We start from the raw sequence: 20,443 nt of genomic DNA, 5'->3' as shown, positions 1-20,443 counted from the left end.
AGTGATCGACATGCCGACCTTCGGCGCTGGAATCTGGCATTTCGCCACCTACAAGGACCGCTACGCCACCGACGGATACGGGCCGCCGGTCGGCCTGCTGGAGCAGATCGACCGGGCCGGAGCCGTGGGCGAGCTGTCGGTCGTCGATCTGAACTGGCCGTTCGTCGGATTCGACGGCACTTTGGACGACGTCAAGGCGGCGCTGGCGAAGAACGACCTGAAGGCCATCGCGATCACGCCCGAGATCTACACGCGTGACTTCGTCAAGGGCTCGTTCACCAACCCGGACCCCGCGGTGCGCAAGCGGGCGATCGCCTTGATGCACGACGCCACCGAGGTGGCGCTGGAGCTCGGCTGCTCCTATGTGAAGCTGTGGCCGGGCCAGGACGGCTGGGACTACCCGTTCCAGGTGAACTACCACGACATCTGGCAGCTCGCCCTCGACGGCCTGACCGAGCTGTGCTCCGCGCACCCCGAGATCAACTATGTGATCGAGTACAAGCCGCGCGAGCCCCGCGTGAAGATCGTCTTTCCGAGCGTGGCGCGCACGCTGCTCGGCATCGAACGCGTCGGCCTGCCCAACCTGGGCATCCTGCTCGACTTCGGCCACTCCCTCTACGGCCAGGAGACCCCGGCCGACGCCGCCCAGCTCGCCATCGACCACGGCCGGCTGTTCGCGATCGACGTCAACGACAACATGCGCGGCTGGGACGACGACATGGTGGTCGGCTCGGTGCACCTGGTGGAGACGTTCGAGTTCTTCCACACCCTGCGCAGGAACGACTGGGACGGCGTGTGGCAGCTCGACCAGTTCCCCTTCCGGGAGGACAGCGTGCAGGCCGCCAAGCAGGCCATCCGCTTCCTCAAGGCGATCCACCGCGCGCTCGACGTCCTCGACGACGACGCGCTCGCCCAGGCCCAGGCCGCCCACGACGCGCTGGCCGCCCAGCGGCTCGTGCAGAACGCGCTCCTGACGTCCATGGCCGGGCTGGAGAACGCATGACCGATCTCGCCGAGGCCGTCCACGGGCACGTGACCATGCCCGTGTTCGGCCGGCTGGACCGCCATGCCGGCCGCGCCGAGCAGATCGCGCACCTCGCGGAGGCGGCGCGGCAGATCCGCATCCAGGACCTCAAGCTGGTCCACCACGCCGGAGCGGGGCACATCGGCGGCGACTTCTCCGCCATCGACATCCTGGCCACCCTGTACGGCGCGGTGCTGGACATCACCCCCGAGCGGGTCGCCGACCCCGAACGGGACCGCTTCATCCTCAGCAAGGGACACGTCGCGGGCGCGCTCTACACGACCCTCGCCGCGTTCGGCTTCCTGCCGGTGGCCGAGCTCGCGACGTTCCTGCAGCCGCTGTCGGCGCTGAACGGGCACCCCAACCGCACCAAGGTCGCGGCGGTCGAGGCCAACACCGGGCCCCTCGGGCACGGGCTGCCGGTGGCGGTCGGGCACGCGCTGTCGGCCAAGCTGGATGTGTCGCTGCGCCGCACGTACGTGCTGGTCGGCGACGGCGAGCTGCAGGAGGGCAGCAACTGGGAGGCGATGATGGCCGCCTCGCAGCACCAGCTCGACCGGCTCACCGTGATCGTCGACCGCAACCGCCTCCAGCAGGGAGCCACGGTCAAGGAGACCAACGACCTCGACCCGCTGCCCGACAAGGCCGCAGCCTTCGGCTTCGCCGCGGTCGAGGTCAACGGGCACGACCACGGCGAGCTGCTGGACGTGCTGTCGTCGGTGCCGTTCAGGCCCGGCAAGCCCACCTTCGTCATCGCTCACACGCACAAGGGGCACCCGATCTCGTTCATGAGCAACAACGTCGCCTGGCACCACAAGGTGCCCGACGAGTCCGAGTACCACCAGGCGCTGACCGAACTGGAAGGGGAGCGCTGATGCCGGTCACCTCGGTCGCCGACCTGCCCCGCTTCGACTGCCGGGACGCCTACGTGGCCACCCTGTCGGAGCTGGCGCACGAGGACCACCGGATCGTCGGCGTGGTCAACGACTCGGTCGGCTCCAGCAAGCTCACCAGTTTCCGCAAGTCCTTCCCCGACCGGCTGATCAACGTCGGCATCGCCGAGCAGGACATGGTCGGCGTGGCCGCGGGCCTGGCCAACGGCGGCCGGATCCCGTTCGTGTCGGCCGCCTCCTGCTTCCTGACCGCCCGGGCGCTGGAGCAGATCAAGGCCGACGTCGCCTACTCCAACCACAACGTCAAGCTGTGCGGCATGAGCCCCGGCGTCGCCTACGGCGAGCTGGGCGCGACCCACCATTCCATCGAGGACATCGCCTGGCTGCGGGCGATCGACAACCTGACCGTCGTCGTCCCGGCCGACCCGGTCGAGACCAGCGCCGCGCTGCGCTGGGCGGCCCAGGTGGAGGGGCCGGTGTTCGTGCGGGTCAGCCGCATGAGCGTGCCGCAGGTCAACGTCGACGGCTACACCTTCGTCCCCGGCAGGGCGGTGACCCTGCGCGAGGGCACCGACGTGACGCTGATCGCCAACGGCACCGTGCTGTGGCGCGCGCTGGTCGCCGCCGAACAGCTCGAGGCCGAGGGCGTCTCGGCGCGGGTGCTGTCCATGCCGACGGTCAAGCCGCTCGACGTGGACGCGGTGGTGACGGCCGCGCGGGAGACGACCGGCATCGTCACCGTCGAGGAGTCGACCATCGCCGGCGGCCTCGGAGGCGCCGTCGCCGAGACCGTCGTCCAGCACCACCCCACCCGGGTCGCCATCCTCGGCATCCCCGAGTTCGCTCCCACCGGGTCCGCCGCCTTCCTGCTCGACCGCTACGGCATGTCCCCCGAGGGCATCGCCGCCTCGGCGCGGAGCCTGCTCCGCCATGGCTAGCCCGCTCATCCTGGCCATCGACCAGGGAACCAGCTCCACGAAGGCGCTCCTCGTGGACGACGCCGGCCGGGTCGTCTCCCGCGCGACCGTGCCGCTCACCGAGACCCAGCCCCGGCCCGGCTGGGTGGAGCAGGACCCCGAGGAGCTGTGGCGGAGCGTGCGGCGGGCGGTCGCCGGCTGCGTCGATCCGGCCGCGGCCCCTCGCGTCGCCGGCATCGGGATCAGCAACCAGCGTGAGTCCCTCGTCCTGTGGGAACGCCGCACCGGCGAGCCCCTCGGGCCGCTGCTGAGCTGGCAGGACCAGCGCACCGCCGGCCGCTGCCACGAGCTGGCCGGCTCCGCCGAGCTGGTGCGCTCGGTGAGCGGGATGCCGCTGGACCCGATGTTCTCCGCGCTCAAGGCCCGCTGGCTGCTCGACACCTACGACCCCGATCGCAGCCGTGCGGGAGACCTGTGCCTGGGCACCGTCGACTCCTGGCTGCTCAGCCGCTTCGGCGGCGAGCATCTCATCGAGGTCGGCAACGCCTCCCGCACCCAGCTCCTCGACGTCGAGACGGCACGGTGGGACCCGCGCCTGCTGGAGCTGTTCGGCGTGCCGGCCGAGGTGCTGCCGCAGGTCGTCCCCTCGTGCGGGCCGTTCCCCGCCGCCCGCGACCTGCCCCCGCTCGCCGACGGGGTGCCGGTCCTGGCGGTCATGGGCGACTCGCACGCCGCGATGTTCGCCCACGCCGGCTGGCGTCCCGGCGTCGTCAAGGCCACGTACGGCACCGGCTCGTCGGTCATGGCCATCGGCGGCGGACGATCGGCGGGGTTGTGCCGCAGCATCGCCTGGGACCTCGGCGACGGCCCCGTGCCGGCCGTCGAGGGCAACATCCGCGCCACCGGCCGCACCCTCACCTGGCTGTCGGAGCTGCTGGGCGCGCCCGCCGAGACCCTGCTGGCCGAGGCGGAGCACACCGGCCCCGGCGGGGTGCACTTCGTGCCCGCGTTCGGCGGGCTCGGCGCTCCCTGGTGGGATCCGGACGCCACGCCCGTCATCACCGGCCTCACGCTGGGCACCCGGCGCGCCCGGCTCGTCGCCGCCGCCCTGGAGGCCGTCGCCTTCCAGGTCGAGGACGTCGTGAGCGCCGTCGAGGAGACGGCCGGGCAGGTCCGCGTCCTGGTGGCGGACGGCGGGCTCACCCGCAGCACCCGGCTCATGCGCCTGCAGGCCGACCTCGGCGGACGCGTCGTCGCCCGCTCCGCCGAGCACGACCTGTCCGCGCTCGGCACGGCCGACGCCGCCGGATCGGCCGCCAAGCTCTGGACGCCCGGACAGCTCGAACGCCGCCCGCGACCCGCCGAGGAGTTCCGGCCGTCGGCGGGCGACGCCGAGCGCACGGCCAGGAAGGCCGCCTGGCACCAGGCCGTCCGCAGGGCCCGTACTGCGGGGAGAGGGGGCCTGACATGACCGCGAAGGTCCCGGCCCGCTGGGTCGTCGCCGCGGCCGTCGCCGTGCTGATCGTGCTCATGGCCGTCGACACCGAGTACAGGACCGCTGAGACGGCCGCCGCGGCGGCGCCCGCGAAGTTCGACCCGGCCGTCTTCGGCGCCGAGAACTACCAGGCCAAGGTCGTGCCGGCCATCCGGCAGTCGGCCGTCGACCTGCCCGTTCTGCTCAAGGCGCTGGCCGGCGACAAGGACGCGGCCGGACAGAAGTACGGCAAACGTCAAGGAGCCGGCACCTACACCTTCGCCGTCAAGGGCACGGGCAAGGCCGGCGAGGCCCGCTCCGGCCTGCTGCCGCTCACCGTCGGCGGCCTGCCGGAGGGCACCAGGGTCTCGTTGCAGATCGGCCCCGCCATCAACGGCACCGCGCTGCGCGACGCGGCGGGGTTCATCACCTTCGGCCAGTTCACCAATCAGGTGGAGTACGCCGACGCGGCCACCGCGCTGAACGACGAGATGCGCGCCGAGCTGCTCAACGGCCTGGACGTGGCCGCGCTGGACGGCAAGGAGATCACCTTCACCGGCGCGTTCACCCTGCTCACCCCGCAGACGGTGACGATCACCCCGGTGGAGATCTCATGACGCTGAGGGCCCGCGAGGTCACCAAGGTCTACGGCGGCACGCACGCGCTCAAGGGCGTGGACTTCGCCGCCGCTCCCGGCCGCGTCACCGCCCTGTTCGGCGAGAACGGCGCCGGCAAGTCCACCCTGATGAAGATCCTGGCCGGGATCGAACAGCCCACCACCGGCCACGTCGAGCTCGACGGCCGCCCGGCACGCCTGGTCTCCTCCCGGCACGCCGCCGACCTGGGCATCGCCATCATCCACCAGGAGCTGAGCCTGTGCCCGAACCTCAGCATCACCGACAACCTGTTCCTGGCCCGCGAGCTCCGCACGCCGTACGGCGCGGTGGACCGGCGCGCGCAGCGCGAGCGGACGCTCGGCGTCCTGCGCACGCTGGAGGAGGACCTCGACCCCGACACGCCGGTGGCCGACCTGCGGCTCGGCCAGCAGCAGATCGTGGAGATCGCGCGCGCCCTGCTCCAGGACACCAGGGTGCTGATCATGGACGAGCCCACCTCCGCGCTGACCGCGCCCGAGGTGGAGGTGCTGTTCAAGGTCATCCGCGACCTCACGGCGCGCGGGGTCGCGGTCGTGTACATCTCCCACCACCTGGACGAGGCCCTCGACCTCGCCGACGACGTGGTGGTGCTGCGCGACGGCGCGCTCGTCGCCACCGCCCCGGCCGCCGAGGTGGACCTGCGGTGGATCGTCGAGCAGATGGTCGGCCGCGACCAGGACGCCCTGTTCCCCGACCGCGAGGCGCTGGCCGGGCAGCCGGTGCTCGAACTGCGCGAACTGGTCGTGGCCGACCCCGCCAACCCCGACCGGCTCGCCGTCGACGGCGTGAGCCTCACCCTGCGCGCCGGGGAGATCGTCGGCGTGTACGGGCTCATGGGGTCCGGGCGCACCGAACTGCTCGAAGCGCTCGCCGGGCGCCTCCGGCCCGCGTCCGGCGAGATCGTCCTGGCGGGCGAGCCCCTGACGCGGGCGGGCATCCGTGACCGCATCGAGCGCGGCCTGGTGCTCGTCCCCGAGGACCGGCAGCGCGACGGGCTCGTGCAGACCATGACCGTGGGCGAGAACCTGTCGCTGGCCGGGCTGCACCAGTACGTGCGGCGGCTGTTCGTCTCGGCGGCCCGCGAGGGGGAGGCCGTGCGGCGGATCATCACCGACGTCACCGTCAAGACCGGCGGCGCCAGGGCGCCCATCGGCTCGCTCAGCGGCGGCAACCAGCAGAAGGTCGTCATCGGCAAGGCACTGCTGACCACTCCGCGGGTCCTGCTGCTCGACGAGCCGTCGCGCGGCGTGGACGTCGGCGCCAAGGCCGACATCTTCCGGCTCATGGCCGAGCAGGCGCGCCGCGGGCTGGCCGTGCTGTTCACCACCTCCGAGGCCGAGGAGGCCCTGCACATCCCCGACCGGCTGCTCGTGCTCGCCCGCGGGGCCGTCGCCGGCGACTACCGGCGCGGGGAGACCGATCGGGAGGAACTCATGCGCGTGTCCGACGGCGCTGCGAACGGAGGTGCCGTCCGATGACCTCGACGGCGTCCGAGCCGGCGACCGCTCGGCCGGACCGGGCCGACGCCACGGCACGCCGGCTGTCCCTGCTCAACGTGGCCTTCGAGCTGCGCGCGTTCATCGCGCTCGCCGTGCTCGTCGTGGTGTTCGGCGTGCTGTCCGACGCGTTCCTGACCGTGCCGAACCTGATCACCATGACCAAGCACGTGGCGATCAACGCGGTCATCGCGCTGGGCATGCTGCTGGTGATCCTCAAGGGCGGCATCGACCTGTCGGTGGGCTCGATCGTGGGCCTGTCGGGCGTGGTCGCGGGCGAACTGCTGGGCGGCCTGCACGTCGGCGGCGTGATCGCCTACCCGCCCGTGTGGGTGGTGATCGTGTCGTGCGTCGGGGTCGGCATGGCGGTCGGCGCCGTCAACGGTGTGCTCGTCACCCGCTTCAACGTGGCGCCGTTCATCGCCACGCTCGGCATGCTGTACGTGGCCCGCGGCGCGGCCCTGCTCGTCTCCGACGGCGCCACCTATCCCGACCTGGCGGGCAACCCCGCCCTCGGCAACACCGGCTTCGGCCTGCTCGGCAGCGGCCGGCCGCTCGGCCTGCCCACCTCCATCTGGATCATGATCGCGCTCGCGGCCGTGATCACGCTGCTGCTGGCCAAGTCGCCGTTCGGCCGCTGGCTCTACGCCACCGGCGGCAACGAGCGGGCCGCCGACCTGTCCGGCGTGCCGATCCGCCGGGTCAAGACCACCGTGTACGTCATCTCCGGGGCCTGCGCGGCCGTGGCCGGGCTCATCATCGCCTCCGAGCTGACCTCGGCCGCGCCCCAGGCGGGGGAGACGTACGAGCTCAACGCCATCGCCGCCGTCGTGATCGGCGGAGCCGCGCTCAGCGGTGGCCGGGGCACCGTGCGCGGCACCCTGGTCGGCGCGTTCGTCATCGGCTTCCTCGCCGACGGCCTGGTGCTCCTGGGCGTCTCGACGTTCTGGCAGATCCTCATCAAGGGCGCGGTCATCGTCTTCGCCGTGATGCTCGACCAGGGCCAGCAGCGATTCAAGCGCCGGGGAGCCGCAGCGGCGGCGGTCGCGGCGAGCAAGAAGCACGACTGAACCACAGAGGAGACCTTCATGCCCCCCACTCGTATCGTCACCTTGGCCCTGTCCGTCCTGCTCGGCTGCACCGCCCTGACCGCGTGCGGAGGTGGCGAGCAGCCCGCCGCCGGCTCGTCCGCGAGCGGCGGCACCGGCGCGGCCGGCGGGCTGATCGCCATCATCACGCCCTCGCACGACAACCCGTTCTTCAAGGCCGAGGCCGAGGCGGCCCAGGCCCAGGCCGAGAAGCTCGGTTACCAGACGTCCGTGGCCAGCCATGACGACGACCCGAACAAGCAGAGCGAGCTGATCGACGCCGCCATCTCCCGGCAGGCCAAGGCGATCGTCCTGGACAACGCCGGCGCCGACGCCTCCATCGGCCCGGTCCGCAAGGCCACCGAGGGCGGCGTCCCCGTCTTCCTGATCGACCGTGAGATCAACGCCACCGGCATCGCCAAGGCGCAGATCGTCTCCAACAACTCCCAGGGCGCCCAGCTCGCCGCGCAGTCGTTCGTGGAGGCGATGAAGAGCAAGGGCAACTACGTCGAGCTGGTCGGCAAGGAGTCCGACACCAACGCCAGCGTCCGCTCCAAGGGCTTCGCCGACGTCATCTCCCAGTACCCCGATCTGAAGCAGGTCGCCAAGGAGAGCGCCAACTGGGACCAGCAGGAGGCGTTCACCAAGATGGAGACCATCATCCAGAAGAACCCCGACATCCAGGGCGTCATCGCCGGGAACGACACCATGGCCCTGGGCGCGGTCGCGGCGCTGAAGGCGGCGGGCCTGCTGAAGAAGGTCACGGTGGTCGGCTTCGACGGCAGCCCCGACGCGATCGCCGCCGTCAAGGCGGGGGAGATGCACGCCACCGCGTTGCAGCCCGCCGCGCTCGGCGCCACCAGCGCCGTGGACCAGGCCGACCAGTTCATCAGGACCGGCAGGACGGGCAAGGAGGAGAAGCAGTCGATCGACTGCGAGCTGGTCACCGCCGGGAACGCCGACGAGTTCGGCGTGTTCGCCAGGAAGTAGAGGCGCCATGCCGACCCGACTGCCGGCGTGCCCGGCGGCCATACACTTGAACCGGGCATTGAACTCCGTGGAGAAGGGCGGTGCGGTGGTCCGAGAGTCGGATGAAGTGCGCGAGGTCACCAAGGACCACCTGCGGCTCCTGGCTCGCGTCGCCCGCATGTACCACGAGCAGGGCATCCGGCAGCCGGAGATCGCCGCCGCGCTCAACATCTCCCAGCCCCGCGTGTCCCGCCTGCTGAAGGAGGCGGTCACGCGGGGCCTGGTCCGCACCGTGGTGACGCTCCCCGACGGCGTGCACACCGAGCTGGAGGAGGAGCTGGAGCGCCGGTACGGCCTGCGCGACGCCGTCGTCGTGGACGTCGAGGACTTCCAGGACGACGTGATCCCGCCGCTCGCCACGGCAGCGGCCGCCTATCTCGACGTCACCTTCACCGGCGGCGACGTCATCGGCCTCGCCGCCTGGAGCCGGACCCTGCAGGCGGTGGTGAAACACCTGCCGCAGAAGAACGTCCAGGCCGCCGAGCGGGTGATGCAGCTCGTGGGCGGGCTCGGCCGTGCCGCCGAGCAGGTGCACGCCACCCGCCTCATCGCCCGCCTGGCCGACCTCACCTACGCGCATCCCGTCTTCGTGCCGCTGCCCGGCGTGGTCGCCACCGCGGCGATCCGCGAAGCGCTGCTCCAGGACCCCGACCTGGCCGAGGTGCAGGCACAGTGGCGCGACCTGACCGTCGCGCTCGTCGGCATCGGCAGCACCGAGCCGGCACCGACCGGTGGCGACATCCCCATCAACCAGGCCGGCCAGGACGAGCTTCGAGCCCTCGGCGCGGTCGGCGAGGTCTGCCTGCACGTCTTCGACGCCACCGGCAAACCCGTCGCCTCCAGCCTGGACCAGCGCGTCATCGGCATCGACGCGGCCACGTTCCGCGCCGTCGGGCGGCGGATCGGGGTCGCGGGCGGCCTGCGCAAGCTGCCTGCCATCAAGGCGGCCATCGAGGGCGGCTGGGTGAACATCCTCATCACCGACCTCCGCGTGGCACGCCGGCTCTGCCGCTGAACCAGACACTTCTGTCCGCACGGTGCGATCGCCGCAGCGCCGGCCGCGCCCTGCCCTGACGTAGTTCACTCGCCCTTCGACGAAGGAGGTAAGGCCATGCGTTCTTACCGGAAGACGTGGACGGCGGCGCTGCTCGCCACCGCCGTGCTCGCGGTCACCGCGGCCTGTGGCGGCAGCGGCGGCGGAGAGACCGCCGACGGCAAGGTCAAGCTGCGCTTCTCCTACTGGGGCAGCGACGCCCGGCAGAAGATGACCGAAGAGGCGATCAGGAAGTTCGAGGCGAAGAACCCGGCCATCGACGTCGAGGGCGAGTTCTCCGACTTCCCCAGCTACTACGAGACGCTGTCCACCAAGGTGGCCGGCGGCGACGCCCCTGACGTCATCACCCTGGAGATCCGCGCCCTGCGCGAATACGCCGACCGCGGCACGCTCGCCGACCTGACCGGCAAGGTCGGCACCGCCGACCTCGACGCCAAGGTACTGACCACCGGCGCGATCGACGGCAAGCAGTTCGCCATCCCCACCGGCGTCAACGCCTACGCCGTGCTCGCCAATCCGGGCCTGGTCGAGGAGGCCGGGCTGGAGCTTCCCGACGACAGCGCCTGGACCTGGGACGACTTCGTCGAGCTGTGCTCCACGGTGACCGCTGACAGCGGCGGCAAGGTCATGGGTACGCAGCTCGCCTGGAACCCCGCCTACCTGCAGATCTACGCCGCGCAGAAGGGCGAGAAGCTCTACGACGGCAACAAGCTCGGGGTGTCGCCGCAGACCATGAAGGACTGGTGGGCCATCACGCAGAAGCTGATCTCGGCCAAGGGCTCCCCCGACGCCGCCAAGAGCTCCGAGATCTACGACAACGGCATCGAGCAGACGCTGATCGGCACCAACACCGGCGCGATGGCCATGGCCTGGACCAACGTCCTCGGCACGGCCGCCAAGGTGTCCGGCCGGCCGTTGGAGCTGCTGCGGATGCCGAAGCTCGCGGGCGCGGCCACCGGCGGCATGTTCCTGCAGCCGGCCATGTTCTACACCGCCTCGGCCACGTCCGAGCACCCGGCCGAGGCAGCGAAGTTCATCGACTTCATGATCAACGATCCGGAGGCGGGGGCGGTCATCCTCAGCGATCGCGGCCTGCCTGCCAGCTCCAAGGTGCTGGCGTCGGTCGAGGGCAAGCTGCCCGAGGCGGACCGGAAGGCCAAGGCGTTCGTGGAGGAGATCCGTGGCGAGCTCGCCGACCCGCCCGCCGCGCCGCCGAAGGGGTCCAGCGACATGGAGAACCTCATCAAGCGGTACTCCGAGGAGGTCGTGTTCGAGCGGATGAGCCCGGACGACGTGGCGCAGAAGTTCATCGCCGAGGCGAACACCATGATCGCGGGCTGAGAGCCGTCGCGGCGCCCGCCCGCATCCGGCGCCCCCGGCGAACAGGCCCGGGGGCGGCCGGCCGCCGTCCCTAATGGTGGCGACCTGCGGCTCTTCACTGCGGAGCTGACCGATATTCAGAAGGTCAGTAGAGCGTCACTTTCCTGCCGGGCGATGCCGGAAGAGGCTGGGGGCGCACCCGGCGACGCAGGCGAGATTCCGCAAGGAGGATGGCGTGGCGACACCCGCAGCCCCGAACGTCCCGTTCCTCGACGTCCTGGACCCGGCGTTCACCTTCGAGGCCCCGGAGGTCTACACAGCGCAGGCGGAGAGCTGGTACGCCGACAGCCCCTTCGGCCTCCTCGTGCTCCGCTACGAGGAGGCCAACGACCTGCTGCGCGACCGCAGGCTGACCCACGACGGCCGGCGGTACATGAACACGCACGGCATCACCGGCGGCCCGATCTACGACTGGTTCGTGCCGATGATCGTCAACCACGACGGCGACGAGCACCGCCGCCTGCGCGGGCTGATGAACAAGGCGTTCACCGCCCGCCGGATGGCGCTGCTGCGGCCGTTCATCCGCGAGCAGGCCGAGCGGCTCACCGACCGTCTCGACGACGGCGGCACGCACGACTTCGTCGCCGAGTTCGGCATCCACCTGCCGCTCGCGGTCATGTGCCGGCTGCTCGGCGTGCGGCCAGAGGACTACGACAGCTTCGGCACCTGGACCGCCGACCTCGGCCTGGTCTTCGGCCTGTCCGGCGGCGGTGACGTCGTGGCCCGGCTGGAGAGCGCGGTCAACGGCCTGAACGACTACGCCGACCACCTGATCGACGACAAGATCGCCCGGCCGGCCGACGACCTCAGCTCCGACCTGGTCGCGGCCTACCAGGCCGGCGACGGCCAGGTCAGCCGGGCCGAGTTGCGCAACCTCCTGGTCACCCTCGTGTTCGCCGCCCACGACACGACCCGGCACCAGCTCGCCAACGCCATGGTCGCCTTCTCGCAGCACCCCGGGCAGTGGGCCCTCCTCGGCCGGCAGCCCGAGCTCGCGGCCCGGGCCGTCGAGGAGGTGATGCGCTGGCGGCCCTCGACGGGCAGCGTCTACCGCTTCGCCGCCGAGGACTTCCACTACAAGGGGCTCGCGGTCGAGAAGGGGATGTACCTCACCATGTGCGTGCAGGCCGCGCAGCGCGACCCCCGGGCGTACAAGAACGCCGACCGGTTCGACATCACCGCGGTAAGGGACGTGCCCCCGCTGCAGTTCGGCGCGGGCCCGCACCACTGCCTGGGCGCCGCTCTGGCCCGCGTCGAGGTCGGCGAGGCGCTGTCCGTCCTCGCCGCCCGGCTGGGACCGCCGTCCGTGGTGGGGCCGCTGACCTGGCCCGGACCGCTCGGAATCCAGGGCCCCGAGGCGCTGCCGCTGCGCTTCGGCTGATCCAGGGGCCGGATGACTGCCGTCCGCGGTGTGTGATGCGGCCCTTGCCGCGGACGGCCGGCCTGTCATAGTGATCTCATGGCCGATCGACGCTTCCCAGGCGCGACGCGCGCCCGCTTGCGCAGGGACAACGCCATCGGCGCGGATCGAAACCCTGCCTGGAGGAACTGGCTGACGGCAGCCGTCGCCGCCTGGATCGTGTTCACGCACCTCGCCGGCATCGTCGCGGGCGACCCGCAGAGCCTGGCCGCCGAAGCGTGGGGGTGGGGCGTCGGCGCCCAGTGGTTCGAGCACTGGCTCGTCCTGGGCGTCATGCTCGCCGTTCTGGCGTTCGCGATCGAGTCGCTGGCGTTCCGGCACCGCGGCCGTCTTCGCCGCGGAAACGATTGAGCCTCTGACCCGGCCCATGGCGGCCGGGCACGACAAGGCGCTCGGGTCAGGACTCCCGCAGCCTGCGGGCGCAGTCCGCCAGCGCGGCGTCCACCTGCCCGCGGTGGTAACCGCGCAGCCTGACCTTCAGCACGGCACCGCCGACGTCGTCCGCCTCGATGCGTTCCGCCGCCGTCCCGTCCAGCGTCTTCTCGACGCGGATGAGGAGCTCGTGCACCTGATGCGGGTCGTATCCACGGATCACGACATCGAACTCGTAGCCGGGGCGTGGCTCCGCGAAGGGCCAGGGTAACTGATCGTCCATGAGATCAATGGTACGGCGGCCGGTCCGGCCCGCGCGGTTCAGGCGATGAGCAGGCGGAGGCCGAGGTCGGCCGCGTCGAGGCCGGCCAGGTCGCTGTTGCGCTCGGCCCACCGGCCGGACTCGAGGTCGTCGCCGAGGCTGCGCACCGCCCGCCGCTCGGCCTGCGGCCCCACCCTCGTCCACACCGACATCGCCCGGCGTACGGGCTCCTCCAGATAGGCCGCCGGGCGGCGCCAGTACGCCTCGAACAGGCCGTCAGCGCAGTCCCACGGGATGGGCACCGGCTCGGCGCGGGCGCCGATCGCGCCGGCCATCCCGGCGAGCGACGGAAAGCCGTCGAGGACGGCGGCGAACTCGGGCAGGTAGTCGCGGGTGAGCCAGAACCGGTCCTGCCATCCGGGCTCGTCGGTGTCGAACGTGAGCACCACCACGCGGCGGGCCACGCGCCGCATCTCGCGCAGCCCCGCGATCGGGTCCGCCCAGTGGTGAACGGTGGAGACGGCCATGGCGACGTCGAAGGACCGGTCGTCGAACGGCAGGCTCTCCGCGGCGGCGGCCACGCACGGCGCCGCGCCGGCGGGGCGCTGACCCCGCATGACCGCCGACGGCTCCACCGCGGTCACGTCGCGATCGGCGGGCTCGTAGGAGCCGGTGCCGGCCCCGACGTTCAGCACCGTCCGCGCGTCGCCGAGCGCGGCCCAGATCTGCGCGGCGATCCGCGGCTCGGTACGCCGGGTCGCGGTGTAGGCGCCGCCGATCGCGTCGTACAGCCGTGCGCCGAGCATCTCCAACTGCTCCTCCGGTGTCACCTTCAGTCCCTTCGCCCGTGCCTCCAGCTCCCTGTCGATGGCCGCCACCATGGCGTCAGCACGATCGCGCCGCTCCAGCAGCAGGCCGCGCAGCCGGCGCAGGTGCGCGACCGCGTCGGTGGACGGGTCGCCGACCAGCGCCGCGATCTCCCGCAGCCCGAAGCCCAGCCGCCGGTAGGCCAGCACCTCCCGCAGCCGCTGCACGTCGCGCGCCGAATAGGCCCGGTAGCCGGCCGCCGTCCGCGCCGACGGCCGGACGAGCCCGATCTCGTCATAGTGATGCAGCGTGCGGACGCTCACACCGGCCAGCCCGGCCACGCGCCCCACGGTCCAGTGGTCCTCCACGGCCCCGACTATGCCGCCTGACGCCACGTGAGGGTCAAGTACCCGGCTCACGGCAGCGGGCCGAGGCGCCCCGAGCGCCTCGGCGAGCCTGTGACCGCGGTCGCCGGGCGGCCCGGGCCAGGCGGTCTTCAGCCAGTCGAGCGAGACCCGGTCGAAGACGATGCCGCCGGTGTCGCCGATCTCGTAGAGCACGCCGATCTGGCCGTTCGCGAGCACGGCCATGGTGGAGCAGCCGGCCGCGTGCCGCTGTAGAGGGCGGCGCCGGTGCTGCGCTCCACCGCCTGCTCTCGTTCACGCCGCCGCCGCGTACGCCGACGTCCTGCTGGTCGCCGCCGCGTACGCCGCCGCCCTCCTCGGTGCCGCCCGCCTCGCCTTCGCCCTGCTCGACGGACGTGGTGGGGACGACCCTGGTCGGGCCACACCCCGTACTCCCGGCCGGCGCAGGAAACTCCCTGGCCCGCCCGTCCGGACCCTCACCGGACGCGCAGGTCCGTCCCGGCCCCGGCCTCGACCTGGTCGCGGAGCTCGCCCGCGAGGTGCCCGTCCCGGTCATCGCCGAGGGGCGATACCACCTGGCGGAGCAGGCGGCCGAGGCGGTCGGGCTCGGCGCGCACGCCGTCATCGGCACGGCCATCACCCACCCGACGACCATCACCCGCTGGTTCGCCACGGCGGTCGCGCGGTGAGCCGCGGCGCCTTCAGCGCTGTCGTGACAGGGAACGGCTCATCCTTGTCACATCAGCCAAGGTGCGGTGCCATCCCTGCATGGAAGCTACTCGCATCGCCGAGCCCACCCAGGAAGAGCTCGACGGGTTACCGGTCGAAAAGCGCCTGGAACTGCTGGAGGCCCGACGGCAGCGCGACGACCAGTGGCGCGAACGCCGGCGGCTGAACCGTCACCAGTGGTTCAACAGCGTCGGGATCCTGCTGGGCGCCCTCTTCACCGCCGGCAGCCTGATCATGACCGCGGTGACGCTGCGGAACGGGCAGGAGGAGCTGCGAACCGCGCGCGAGGGCCAGATCACCGACCGGTACACCAAAGCGGTCGAACAACTCGCCTCACCCGCGGCCGATGTGCGCTTCGGCGGGATCTATGCCCTGCAGCGGATCGCCGCCGACTCCCCCAGGGACCGCCTCACCGTGCGCGACGTGCTGGCGGCGTACGTCCGCAACCACGACCTGTGCACGCCACGGCCCGCGCGGCAGTGCACTGCCTCGATCCACGACCTCGCCGTGGTCCGGACCATCGCGGACCTGCCGCCGGACGTCCACGCGGCCCTTACCGTCGCCTCTGGTCTGGCTGTCGTGGGAGACCCGCTCACCGACTTCTCCCAGGTCCGCTTCCCTCGCGCGGCGCTCGACGGAATCCGGCTGAGCCGCGCGAACCTGGAGGGGGCCGATCTGACGTGGGCCGGGTTGTGGGACGCGAACCTGAGCAGTGTGTACGCGCCGCAGGCGTGCCTCACCTACGCCCGGCTCCGTGGCGCGGACCTGAGCAAGGCGAACCTGCGGCTCGCCGAGCTGTCCGGAGCCGACCTGACAGGGGCGGACCTGTCCGGAGCCGATCTGCGCGGCGCCGATCTGCGGGGCGTGAGCGGGATGACCCCGGACCAGATCCGGGCCGTCGCCGGCACCGACTCGGCCACCCGGTTCGGAGGGAGGCGGGTCGAACCGCAATCATGCGGGCCGCCCCACAAGCTCGGCGGACCGCTGGACCAGAACCCCGAGCCTCTCCACGCCGGGTGACGCCGGTAGGCGTGAGCGCGCTGCCGTCCAAGGCTGATCGTGCCGTTTCCGCCGCAAGGCGTCGTCATCGTCTCGGCGATGGGCCGCTCCGGCACCCGAGACGCCGCGATCACGCCCTGATGAACGGCTCCGTCAGGTGCGGGGCCGCCAGGTGCAGCGTGGTGACGGCTTCGCGGCTGAGCATGCGCTTTCTTGAGTGCCGGGCCGCCTCGGGGTCGATCTCGTGCGAGTAGGCGAGCTCGGGGTGGAGCAACTGGAGCGCGTGCACCAGGAGGTCGCCGGTGATGAGCACCTGCTCGCGCCCGTCGGTGACCAGCACGCTCTGGTGCCCCGGCGTGTGGCCGGGCGTGGCGACCGTGCGGCCGGCGCGCAGCGGCGTGTCCCCGTCGAGGAGCCGGAGCCGGCCGGCCGCCGCGAGCGGGCCGGTGAGGGTCTCGCGCAGCTGCGGGTTGAGCGCGTCGAGGGCGTCGAACTCGGCCCGCTGGAGCAGGTATTCGGCGTTCGGGAAGTAGGGGCGGCGGCCGCCGGTGCCGGGAGCGGGGGCGCCGCCCGCCGACGGGACGGCGGCCTCGGTCACGACCGCCCATCCGACGTGGTCGGTGTGCAGATGCGTGAGCACCACGGTGTCGACCTCGGCCGGGTCGATGCCCGCGGCGGCGAGAGACTCGGGGAGCACGCCGGGCACGGGCGCCCACGAGCCGGCCGGGCTGTCCGCCGGGCCGATCCCGGCGTCCACCATGGTCAGGCCCTTGTCGCTGCGGATCGCGTACGCGCGGAAGTGCAGCCGCCAGCGGCCCCCGGCGTCGACCGCGCCCGGGTCATAGCGGTCGGCCTCGGCCCACTGAGCGGCCGTGGCCTCGGGGAAGGCCTCGGCGCGCGGCGAGAAGAACGGGCCGTCGGCGTCGGCGAGGGCGATGATCTCGGCCGAGCCGATCCGGAGGCGGGGAACGCTGGGGGACATGGCCGCGATCATGCCATGCGCCTGGACACGGGTGCCGACCCGCCTCGCCACTCGCGGGCCCCGGCATGCGTGATTCCTCGGCATCCATGACAGCTCCCGTGCCCCTCCGCCCGACGAGACACCCCGCGCAGTGCTGTGGCTCATTGCTGGGCGCGGGCGAGCCACTGCTGGTTCTGGACGTCCCGGCACAGGCCGGTGAGGTGGTCGGCGGTCACCTGGTCGACCGCCGGGTTACGCAGCCATGCCGCGGCCCCGGCGGCGACGCGTCCCAGGCCGTTGTCCATGGCGGCGAGCGCCTGGCCTGTGGTGAGCGCGCCGAACGGCAGGGACTCCAGGGAGTTGCGCTCGCTCAGTGTCTCGCTGCAGGCGTCCGGCCAGCCGCCGAGGGCGGCGATGCGCTCGGCCAGCGTGTCGGCGTGGGCCCGCAGGTTCTGCGCGAGGTCGTCCAGCCACTGGTGCACGGTGAGGAACGCGGCGCCGCGGACGTTCCAGTGCGCCTGCTTGGCCTGGGACGCCAGCTCCGCGACGTTGATGAGCATGTCCTGCAACGCGGCGATGGCCAGGTTGTCCAGCTGAGTGGCGGTGGTCATGGATGGTCCTTTCTGCGGCGGTCAGAGGTGTATCTGGTCGGCCGTGCCCAGAGGCAGCCAGTGGAACAGGCCGCTGATGCGGTCCGGCGCACTCCGGAGGTCCTGCTCGATGCCGTCGTGGCCCTGCCGGAAGTGCTGCCAGCCCTCGTAGTGGACCGGCAGGACCGTACGCGGGGAGAGGGCCTCGCACAGCCGTACGGCCTGCCGCGCGGTCATGGTGTAGCGCAGCGGCCCGGTGAGGGGGAAGGCGACCCCGCCCAGGTGCAGCAGGATCGTGCCCGGCCGGATCACGGCGGCGGCCCGGCGCAGCGCGCGGTGGTGGACGGTGTCGCCGGTGATCCAGAGGGGCCCGTGCTCCTGGCCCGGCCAGGTGAGCGCGAAGCCGATGACCTCGCCCACGATCGGCCTGCTCAGCGGGGGCCCGTGCCGGCACGGGGTGGCGGTGATGTCGATGGGCGGCCTGCCGGGAGCCTCCAGGCGGGTCGTCCCGCCCGCTCGCAGGCCGCGGGCCGGGTGCGGCAGGGAGCGGGCGCCGGAGGAGGTCGTCACGATCGTGCCGGCGGCGGGCAGCAGGGCGCGTCCGGCGTCGTCGAGGTTGTCACCGTGGTGCACGTGCGACAGCAGGACGGCGTCGATGTCCGGCAGGTCGGCGGGGTCGATGGCGGGGCCGGTCAGCTTGCGGGAGGAGGTTCCCCAGCCGAAGGGGTAGGTGCGGCCGGGGGATCGAAGGTCGGGTCGGTGAGCAGCCGCCAGCCGCCGAACTCGATGAGGACCGTGGGACCGCCGATGTGGGTGAACCGGACCTCCGTCATGAGGGCTCTCCTTCGAGGGGTCAGCGCCAGTAGCCGTTGGCCGCGGCGATGGTGGCGAACTCCAGCGCCACCACCTGGGCGGCGGCGATCAGCCCCAGCGGGTCGCCGCCGTACCGGGCGCGCCCGGCCTGCAGGGTCTCCAGGTCGGGCTGGACGGTGTGGACGGTGTGGCGGGCGAGGACGATGGCCAGGGCCCGGCCCTCTTCCGGGGTAGCGGTGATGAGGGTGCCGCCGGGGACGAGGATCATGCCTTCGTCGGGAACGCGGGTCATGCGGATGCCGGCCTTTCCGGTGTGCGCTGTCGGGCGAGTGCGTGGGGTGCGGGTGCTTCTGGCGGGGTGCGGAGGTTGCGGGCGGCCCTCATCCGGCGGCGCTCCCTGGGAGTGACGCCGCCCCACATGCCGTCCGCCTCGCCGGTGGCCAGCGCCCATTCGAGGCAGGGGCGCCGGACGGCGCAGGCGGCACAGATGCTCCGGACGTCGGCGGCCTGGGCCGTGCTGAGGGTCTCCCAGGCCAGCGGGAAGAACAGGTCCGGGTCGTGCGTGCCGCACGCGGCCCGGTCCGCCCAGCGCAGACTGATCTCGATCATGCGAGTCCCTCCCGGGGTCGGCCTCCGCGGTCAGGGGCCGCGGGAACCGGCCCCGACATCAGGGGCGGTCCAGGGCCCTGACGAGGGCGTGGTCGGCGATCTGCGTGGCGTCGGCCGTGCTCAGGTGGTGCATCGCGAATCCTTCCGGCTCGTGGTCGTGGGGTCGACGCTAGATCCGCGGGGCCCGGCGGCAATCGGTCAGATGACTGCACCTGGGCGCCGCAGGCCTGATGCTGACGGCTTCCGCCGAGCCGGACGAGCGGCCGGCCGGGCAAGCCCACGTCAGCTCAGTTCGGCCGCCTTGCGCAGCAGCACCGAGCGTTCGCGCTGGTTGGCGCACAGCCGGGCCGCCAGTTCCAGCTCGGCGCGCGCCTCCGGCCGCCGTCCGAGCCGGGCCAGCAGCTCACCGCGTACGGACGGAACCAGGTGCGAGCCCGCGAGCCGGCCCGAGGCGATCAGCTCGTCCACGAGGGCCAGGGCCTGCGCCGGCCCCGAGGCCATGGCGACGGCGACGGCCCGGTTGAGCTCGACCACCGGCGAGGGCGCGACCCGGCCGAGCGCCTCGTAGAGCACCACGATCCGGTCCCAGTCGGTCGCCTCGACCGAGGGCGCCGACGCGTGGGTGGCGGCGATCGCGGCCTGCAGGCCGTAGGGGCCGAGGCCGCGGGCCGCCGCCTTGGCCAGCGCGGCCAGCCCGCGGTGGATCGCCGAGAAGTCCCACCGCCGCCGGTCCTGCTCGTCGAGCAGGACCGGCGATCCGTCCGGGGCGGTCCTGGCCGGGAAGCGCGCGGCCGTCAGCTCGCACAACGCCAGCAGGCCGTGCACCTCCGGCTCGTCCGGCTGCAACGCGGCCAGCGTGCGGGCCAGCCGGATCGCCTCGTACGCGAGCTCGGGGCGCAGCAGCCGGTCGCCCGACGTGGCCGTCGAGCCCTCCGTGAAGATCACGTAGAGGACGCTGAGCACGCCGCCCAGCCGCTGCCTGCGCTCGTCGGCCGGCGGCAGCTCGAACGGCACCCCGGCCGCCGCGATCGTCTTCTTGCCCCGGGTGATGCGGGCCTGCACGGTCGGCACGGGTACGAGGAACGCGCGCGCGATCTCCTCGCTGGACAGGCCGCCGACCACGCGCAGGGTCAGCGCGACCCGGGCCTCGGGGGAGAGCACCGGGTGGCAGCTGATGAACATCAGCGCCAGCACGTCGTCATCGATCCTGTCGGGATCCACTTCGCCGGCAGGCGCCGAGCCGGCCGCCAGCAGGGCGTATCGGTCCTGGAGGGCGGCCCGGCGGCGGATCGCGTCGATCGCCCGCCGCCGGGCCGTGGCCCTCAACCAGCCGGCCGGGTTCGCCGGAGGGGCGAGCGGCCACGACACCAGCGCCTCGGCCACCGCCTCCTGGGCCGCGTCCTCGGCCAGCCCGAAATCGCCGGTGAACCGGGTCAGCGCGGCGACGATCCGCGCCGACTCGATCCGCCAGACGGCCTCGACCTCGGCCGGGCCCATCAGCTCCG

At 72.5% G+C, this 20,443-nt stretch carries 23 protein-coding genes; 14 read left to right on the top strand and 9 right to left on the bottom strand.

The window, feature by feature from the left end; genetic code table 11:
- The first annotated feature begins 10 nt into the window (after positions 1 to 10).
- From HD597_RS25030 to HD597_RS24975, 12 genes are all read left to right on the top strand, one after another.
- Entirely contained in the window at positions 11 to 1,003 is a 993-nt protein-coding gene (locus tag HD597_RS25030; protein ID WP_253745143.1) for a sugar phosphate isomerase/epimerase family protein, read from the top strand.
- Positions 1,000 to 1,899 carry a transketolase gene (locus HD597_RS25025; protein WP_253745142.1) on the top strand — a complete coding sequence of 300 codons (900 nt, stop codon included), beginning with the start codon at positions 1,000 to 1,002 and terminating at the stop codon, positions 1,897 to 1,899. The genes HD597_RS25030 and HD597_RS25025 overlap by 4 nt, the downstream gene beginning before the upstream one ends.
- The gene (locus tag HD597_RS25020) at positions 1,899 to 2,855 is read left to right on the top strand and encodes a transketolase family protein (RefSeq protein ID WP_253745141.1); all 957 of its coding nucleotides are present in this window, start codon (positions 1,899 to 1,901) and stop codon (positions 2,853 to 2,855) included. Before HD597_RS25025 ends, HD597_RS25020 begins: the two co-directional genes overlap by 1 nt.
- A complete protein-coding gene (locus tag HD597_RS25015; protein ID WP_253745140.1) occupies positions 2,848 to 4,305 on the top strand; it encodes an FGGY-family carbohydrate kinase in 1,458 nt (485 codons plus the stop codon). The genes HD597_RS25020 and HD597_RS25015 overlap by 8 nt, the downstream gene beginning before the upstream one ends.
- The gene (locus tag HD597_RS25010) at positions 4,302 to 4,925 is read left to right on the top strand and encodes a DUF2291 family protein (RefSeq protein WP_253745139.1); all 624 of its coding nucleotides are present in this window, start codon (positions 4,302 to 4,304) and stop codon (positions 4,923 to 4,925) included. The genes HD597_RS25015 and HD597_RS25010 overlap by 4 nt, the downstream gene beginning before the upstream one ends.
- Complete coding sequence (locus HD597_RS25005; protein WP_253745138.1) at positions 4,922 to 6,442, top strand: sugar ABC transporter ATP-binding protein; 1,521 nt, start codon at positions 4,922 to 4,924, stop codon at positions 6,440 to 6,442. The genes HD597_RS25010 and HD597_RS25005 overlap by 4 nt, the downstream gene beginning before the upstream one ends.
- On the top strand, positions 6,439 to 7,530 hold the full coding sequence (locus tag HD597_RS25000; RefSeq protein ID WP_253745137.1) for an ABC transporter permease: 1,092 nt from the start codon (positions 6,439 to 6,441) through the stop codon (positions 7,528 to 7,530). Before HD597_RS25005 ends, HD597_RS25000 begins: the two co-directional genes overlap by 4 nt.
- Before the next feature lie 18 nt (positions 7,531 to 7,548).
- The gene (locus HD597_RS24995; RefSeq protein ID WP_253745136.1) at positions 7,549 to 8,538 is read left to right on the top strand and encodes a D-ribose ABC transporter substrate-binding protein; all 990 of its coding nucleotides are present in this window, start codon (positions 7,549 to 7,551) and stop codon (positions 8,536 to 8,538) included.
- Positions 8,539 to 8,644: 106 nt separating this feature from the next.
- Positions 8,645 to 9,592, top strand: coding sequence for a sugar-binding transcriptional regulator (locus HD597_RS24990; protein WP_253745135.1), 948 nt, complete (start codon positions 8,645 to 8,647; stop codon positions 9,590 to 9,592).
- A 96-nt stretch (positions 9,593 to 9,688) separates the two neighbouring features.
- On the top strand, positions 9,689 to 10,972 hold the full coding sequence (locus tag HD597_RS24985; RefSeq protein WP_253745134.1) for an ABC transporter substrate-binding protein: 1,284 nt from the start codon (positions 9,689 to 9,691) through the stop codon (positions 10,970 to 10,972).
- 214 nt (positions 10,973 to 11,186) lie between these two features.
- Complete coding sequence (locus HD597_RS65945) at positions 11,187 to 12,392, top strand: cytochrome P450 (protein ID WP_253745133.1); 1,206 nt, start codon at positions 11,187 to 11,189, stop codon at positions 12,390 to 12,392.
- A 78-nt stretch (positions 12,393 to 12,470) separates the two neighbouring features.
- Complete coding sequence (locus tag HD597_RS24975; protein WP_253745132.1) at positions 12,471 to 12,782, top strand: hypothetical protein; 312 nt, start codon at positions 12,471 to 12,473, stop codon at positions 12,780 to 12,782.
- 46 nt (positions 12,783 to 12,828) lie between these two features.
- On the opposite strand, the gene HD597_RS24970 is transcribed toward HD597_RS24975, so the two are convergent.
- Complete coding sequence (locus HD597_RS24970; protein ID WP_253745131.1) at positions 12,829 to 13,086, bottom strand: DivIVA domain-containing protein; 258 nt, start codon at positions 13,084 to 13,086, stop codon at positions 12,829 to 12,831.
- Between the two features lie 38 nt (positions 13,087 to 13,124).
- Positions 13,125 to 14,462: a MerR family transcriptional regulator gene (locus HD597_RS24965; protein WP_253745130.1), complete on the bottom strand. Its 1,338-nt coding sequence runs from the start codon at positions 14,460 to 14,462 to the stop codon at positions 13,125 to 13,127.
- Positions 14,463 to 14,632: 170 nt separating this feature from the next.
- On the opposite strand from HD597_RS24965, the gene HD597_RS65940 reads away from it, so the two are divergent.
- Positions 14,633 to 14,926, top strand: a complete 294-nt coding sequence (locus tag HD597_RS65940) for a beta/alpha barrel domain-containing protein (RefSeq protein ID WP_253745129.1) — start codon at positions 14,633 to 14,635, stop codon at positions 14,924 to 14,926.
- 79 nt (positions 14,927 to 15,005) lie between these two features.
- Positions 15,006 to 15,986, top strand: coding sequence for a pentapeptide repeat-containing protein (locus HD597_RS24955; protein WP_253745128.1), 981 nt, complete (start codon positions 15,006 to 15,008; stop codon positions 15,984 to 15,986).
- A 109-nt stretch (positions 15,987 to 16,095) separates the two neighbouring features.
- Here the strand turns inward: HD597_RS24955 and HD597_RS24950 are convergent, their stop codons facing one another.
- The 7 genes from HD597_RS24950 to HD597_RS24920 form a co-directional block, all read right to left on the bottom strand.
- Positions 16,096 to 16,947, bottom strand: coding sequence for an MBL fold metallo-hydrolase (locus HD597_RS24950; protein WP_253745127.1), 852 nt, complete (start codon positions 16,945 to 16,947; stop codon positions 16,096 to 16,098).
- A gap of 140 nt (positions 16,948 to 17,087) precedes the next feature.
- On the bottom strand, positions 17,088 to 17,537 hold the full coding sequence (locus tag HD597_RS24945) for a ferritin-like domain-containing protein (RefSeq protein ID WP_253745126.1): 450 nt from the start codon (positions 17,535 to 17,537) through the stop codon (positions 17,088 to 17,090).
- 21 nt (positions 17,538 to 17,558) lie between these two features.
- Entirely contained in the window at positions 17,559 to 18,158 is a 600-nt protein-coding gene (locus tag HD597_RS24940; RefSeq protein WP_253759466.1) for an MBL fold metallo-hydrolase, read from the bottom strand.
- 50 nt (positions 18,159 to 18,208) lie between these two features.
- Positions 18,209 to 18,349, bottom strand: a complete 141-nt coding sequence (locus tag HD597_RS24935) for a hypothetical protein (RefSeq protein ID WP_253745125.1) — start codon at positions 18,347 to 18,349, stop codon at positions 18,209 to 18,211.
- A 20-nt stretch (positions 18,350 to 18,369) separates the two neighbouring features.
- Positions 18,370 to 18,621: a hexameric tyrosine-coordinated heme protein gene (locus tag HD597_RS24930; protein ID WP_253745124.1), complete on the bottom strand. Its 252-nt coding sequence runs from the start codon at positions 18,619 to 18,621 to the stop codon at positions 18,370 to 18,372.
- Positions 18,618 to 18,938 (bottom strand): WhiB family transcriptional regulator, encoded by a 321-nt coding sequence (locus HD597_RS24925; protein ID WP_253745123.1) that lies wholly within the window; start codon positions 18,936 to 18,938, stop codon positions 18,618 to 18,620. The genes HD597_RS24930 and HD597_RS24925 overlap by 4 nt, the downstream gene beginning before the upstream one ends.
- A gap of 282 nt (positions 18,939 to 19,220) precedes the next feature.
- Positions 19,221 to 20,435, bottom strand: a complete 1,215-nt coding sequence (locus HD597_RS24920; protein WP_253745122.1) for an RNA polymerase sigma factor — start codon at positions 20,433 to 20,435, stop codon at positions 19,221 to 19,223.
- Positions 20,436 to 20,443: the final 8 nt, after the last annotated feature.

Source organism: Nonomuraea thailandensis (assembly GCF_024172165.1).
Classification (GTDB): Bacteria; Actinomycetota; Actinomycetes; order Streptosporangiales; family Streptosporangiaceae; genus Nonomuraea; species Nonomuraea thailandensis.
This window is presented reverse-complemented; position numbering and strand designations above follow the sequence as displayed.

What these genes read in the sequence shown, in the direction of transcription:
- HD597_RS25030 (WP_253745143.1), top strand. Translation starts at nt 11, where the DNA reads ATGCCGACCTTCGGCGCTGGAATCTGGCATTTCGCCACCTACAAGGAC.
- HD597_RS25025 (WP_253745142.1), top strand. Translation starts at nt 1,000, where the DNA reads ATGACCGATCTCGCCGAGGCCGTCCACGGGCACGTGACCATGCCCGTG.
- HD597_RS25020 (WP_253745141.1), top strand. Translation starts at nt 1,899, where the DNA reads ATGCCGGTCACCTCGGTCGCCGACCTGCCCCGCTTCGACTGCCGGGAC.
- HD597_RS25015 (WP_253745140.1), top strand. Translation starts at nt 2,848, where the DNA reads ATGGCTAGCCCGCTCATCCTGGCCATCGACCAGGGAACCAGCTCCACG.
- HD597_RS25010 (WP_253745139.1), top strand. Translation starts at nt 4,302, where the DNA reads ATGACCGCGAAGGTCCCGGCCCGCTGGGTCGTCGCCGCGGCCGTCGCC.
- HD597_RS25005 (WP_253745138.1), top strand. Translation starts at nt 4,922, where the DNA reads ATGACGCTGAGGGCCCGCGAGGTCACCAAGGTCTACGGCGGCACGCAC.
- HD597_RS25000 (WP_253745137.1), top strand. Translation starts at nt 6,439, where the DNA reads ATGACCTCGACGGCGTCCGAGCCGGCGACCGCTCGGCCGGACCGGGCC.
- HD597_RS24995 (WP_253745136.1), top strand. Translation starts at nt 7,549, where the DNA reads ATGCCCCCCACTCGTATCGTCACCTTGGCCCTGTCCGTCCTGCTCGGC.
- HD597_RS24985 (WP_253745134.1), top strand. Translation starts at nt 9,689, where the DNA reads ATGCGTTCTTACCGGAAGACGTGGACGGCGGCGCTGCTCGCCACCGCC.
- HD597_RS24975 (WP_253745132.1), top strand. Translation starts at nt 12,471, where the DNA reads ATGGCCGATCGACGCTTCCCAGGCGCGACGCGCGCCCGCTTGCGCAGG.
- HD597_RS24970 (WP_253745131.1), bottom strand. Translation starts at nt 13,086, where the DNA reads ATGGACGATCAGTTACCCTGGCCCTTCGCGGAGCCACGCCCCGGCTAC.
- HD597_RS24965 (WP_253745130.1), bottom strand. Translation starts at nt 14,462, where the DNA reads ATGGCCGTGCTCGCGAACGGCCAGATCGGCGTGCTCTACGAGATCGGC.
- HD597_RS24955 (WP_253745128.1), top strand. Translation starts at nt 15,006, where the DNA reads ATGGAAGCTACTCGCATCGCCGAGCCCACCCAGGAAGAGCTCGACGGG.
- HD597_RS24950 (WP_253745127.1), bottom strand. Translation starts at nt 16,947, where the DNA reads ATGTCCCCCAGCGTTCCCCGCCTCCGGATCGGCTCGGCCGAGATCATC.
- HD597_RS24945 (WP_253745126.1), bottom strand. Translation starts at nt 17,537, where the DNA reads ATGACCACCGCCACTCAGCTGGACAACCTGGCCATCGCCGCGTTGCAG.
- HD597_RS24935 (WP_253745125.1), bottom strand. Translation starts at nt 18,349, where the DNA reads ATGACGGAGGTCCGGTTCACCCACATCGGCGGTCCCACGGTCCTCATC.
- HD597_RS24930 (WP_253745124.1), bottom strand. Translation starts at nt 18,621, where the DNA reads ATGACCCGCGTTCCCGACGAAGGCATGATCCTCGTCCCCGGCGGCACC.
- HD597_RS24925 (WP_253745123.1), bottom strand. Translation starts at nt 18,938, where the DNA reads ATGATCGAGATCAGTCTGCGCTGGGCGGACCGGGCCGCGTGCGGCACG.
- HD597_RS24920 (WP_253745122.1), bottom strand. Translation starts at nt 20,435, where the DNA reads ATGGGCCCGGCCGAGGTCGAGGCCGTCTGGCGGATCGAGTCGGCGCGG.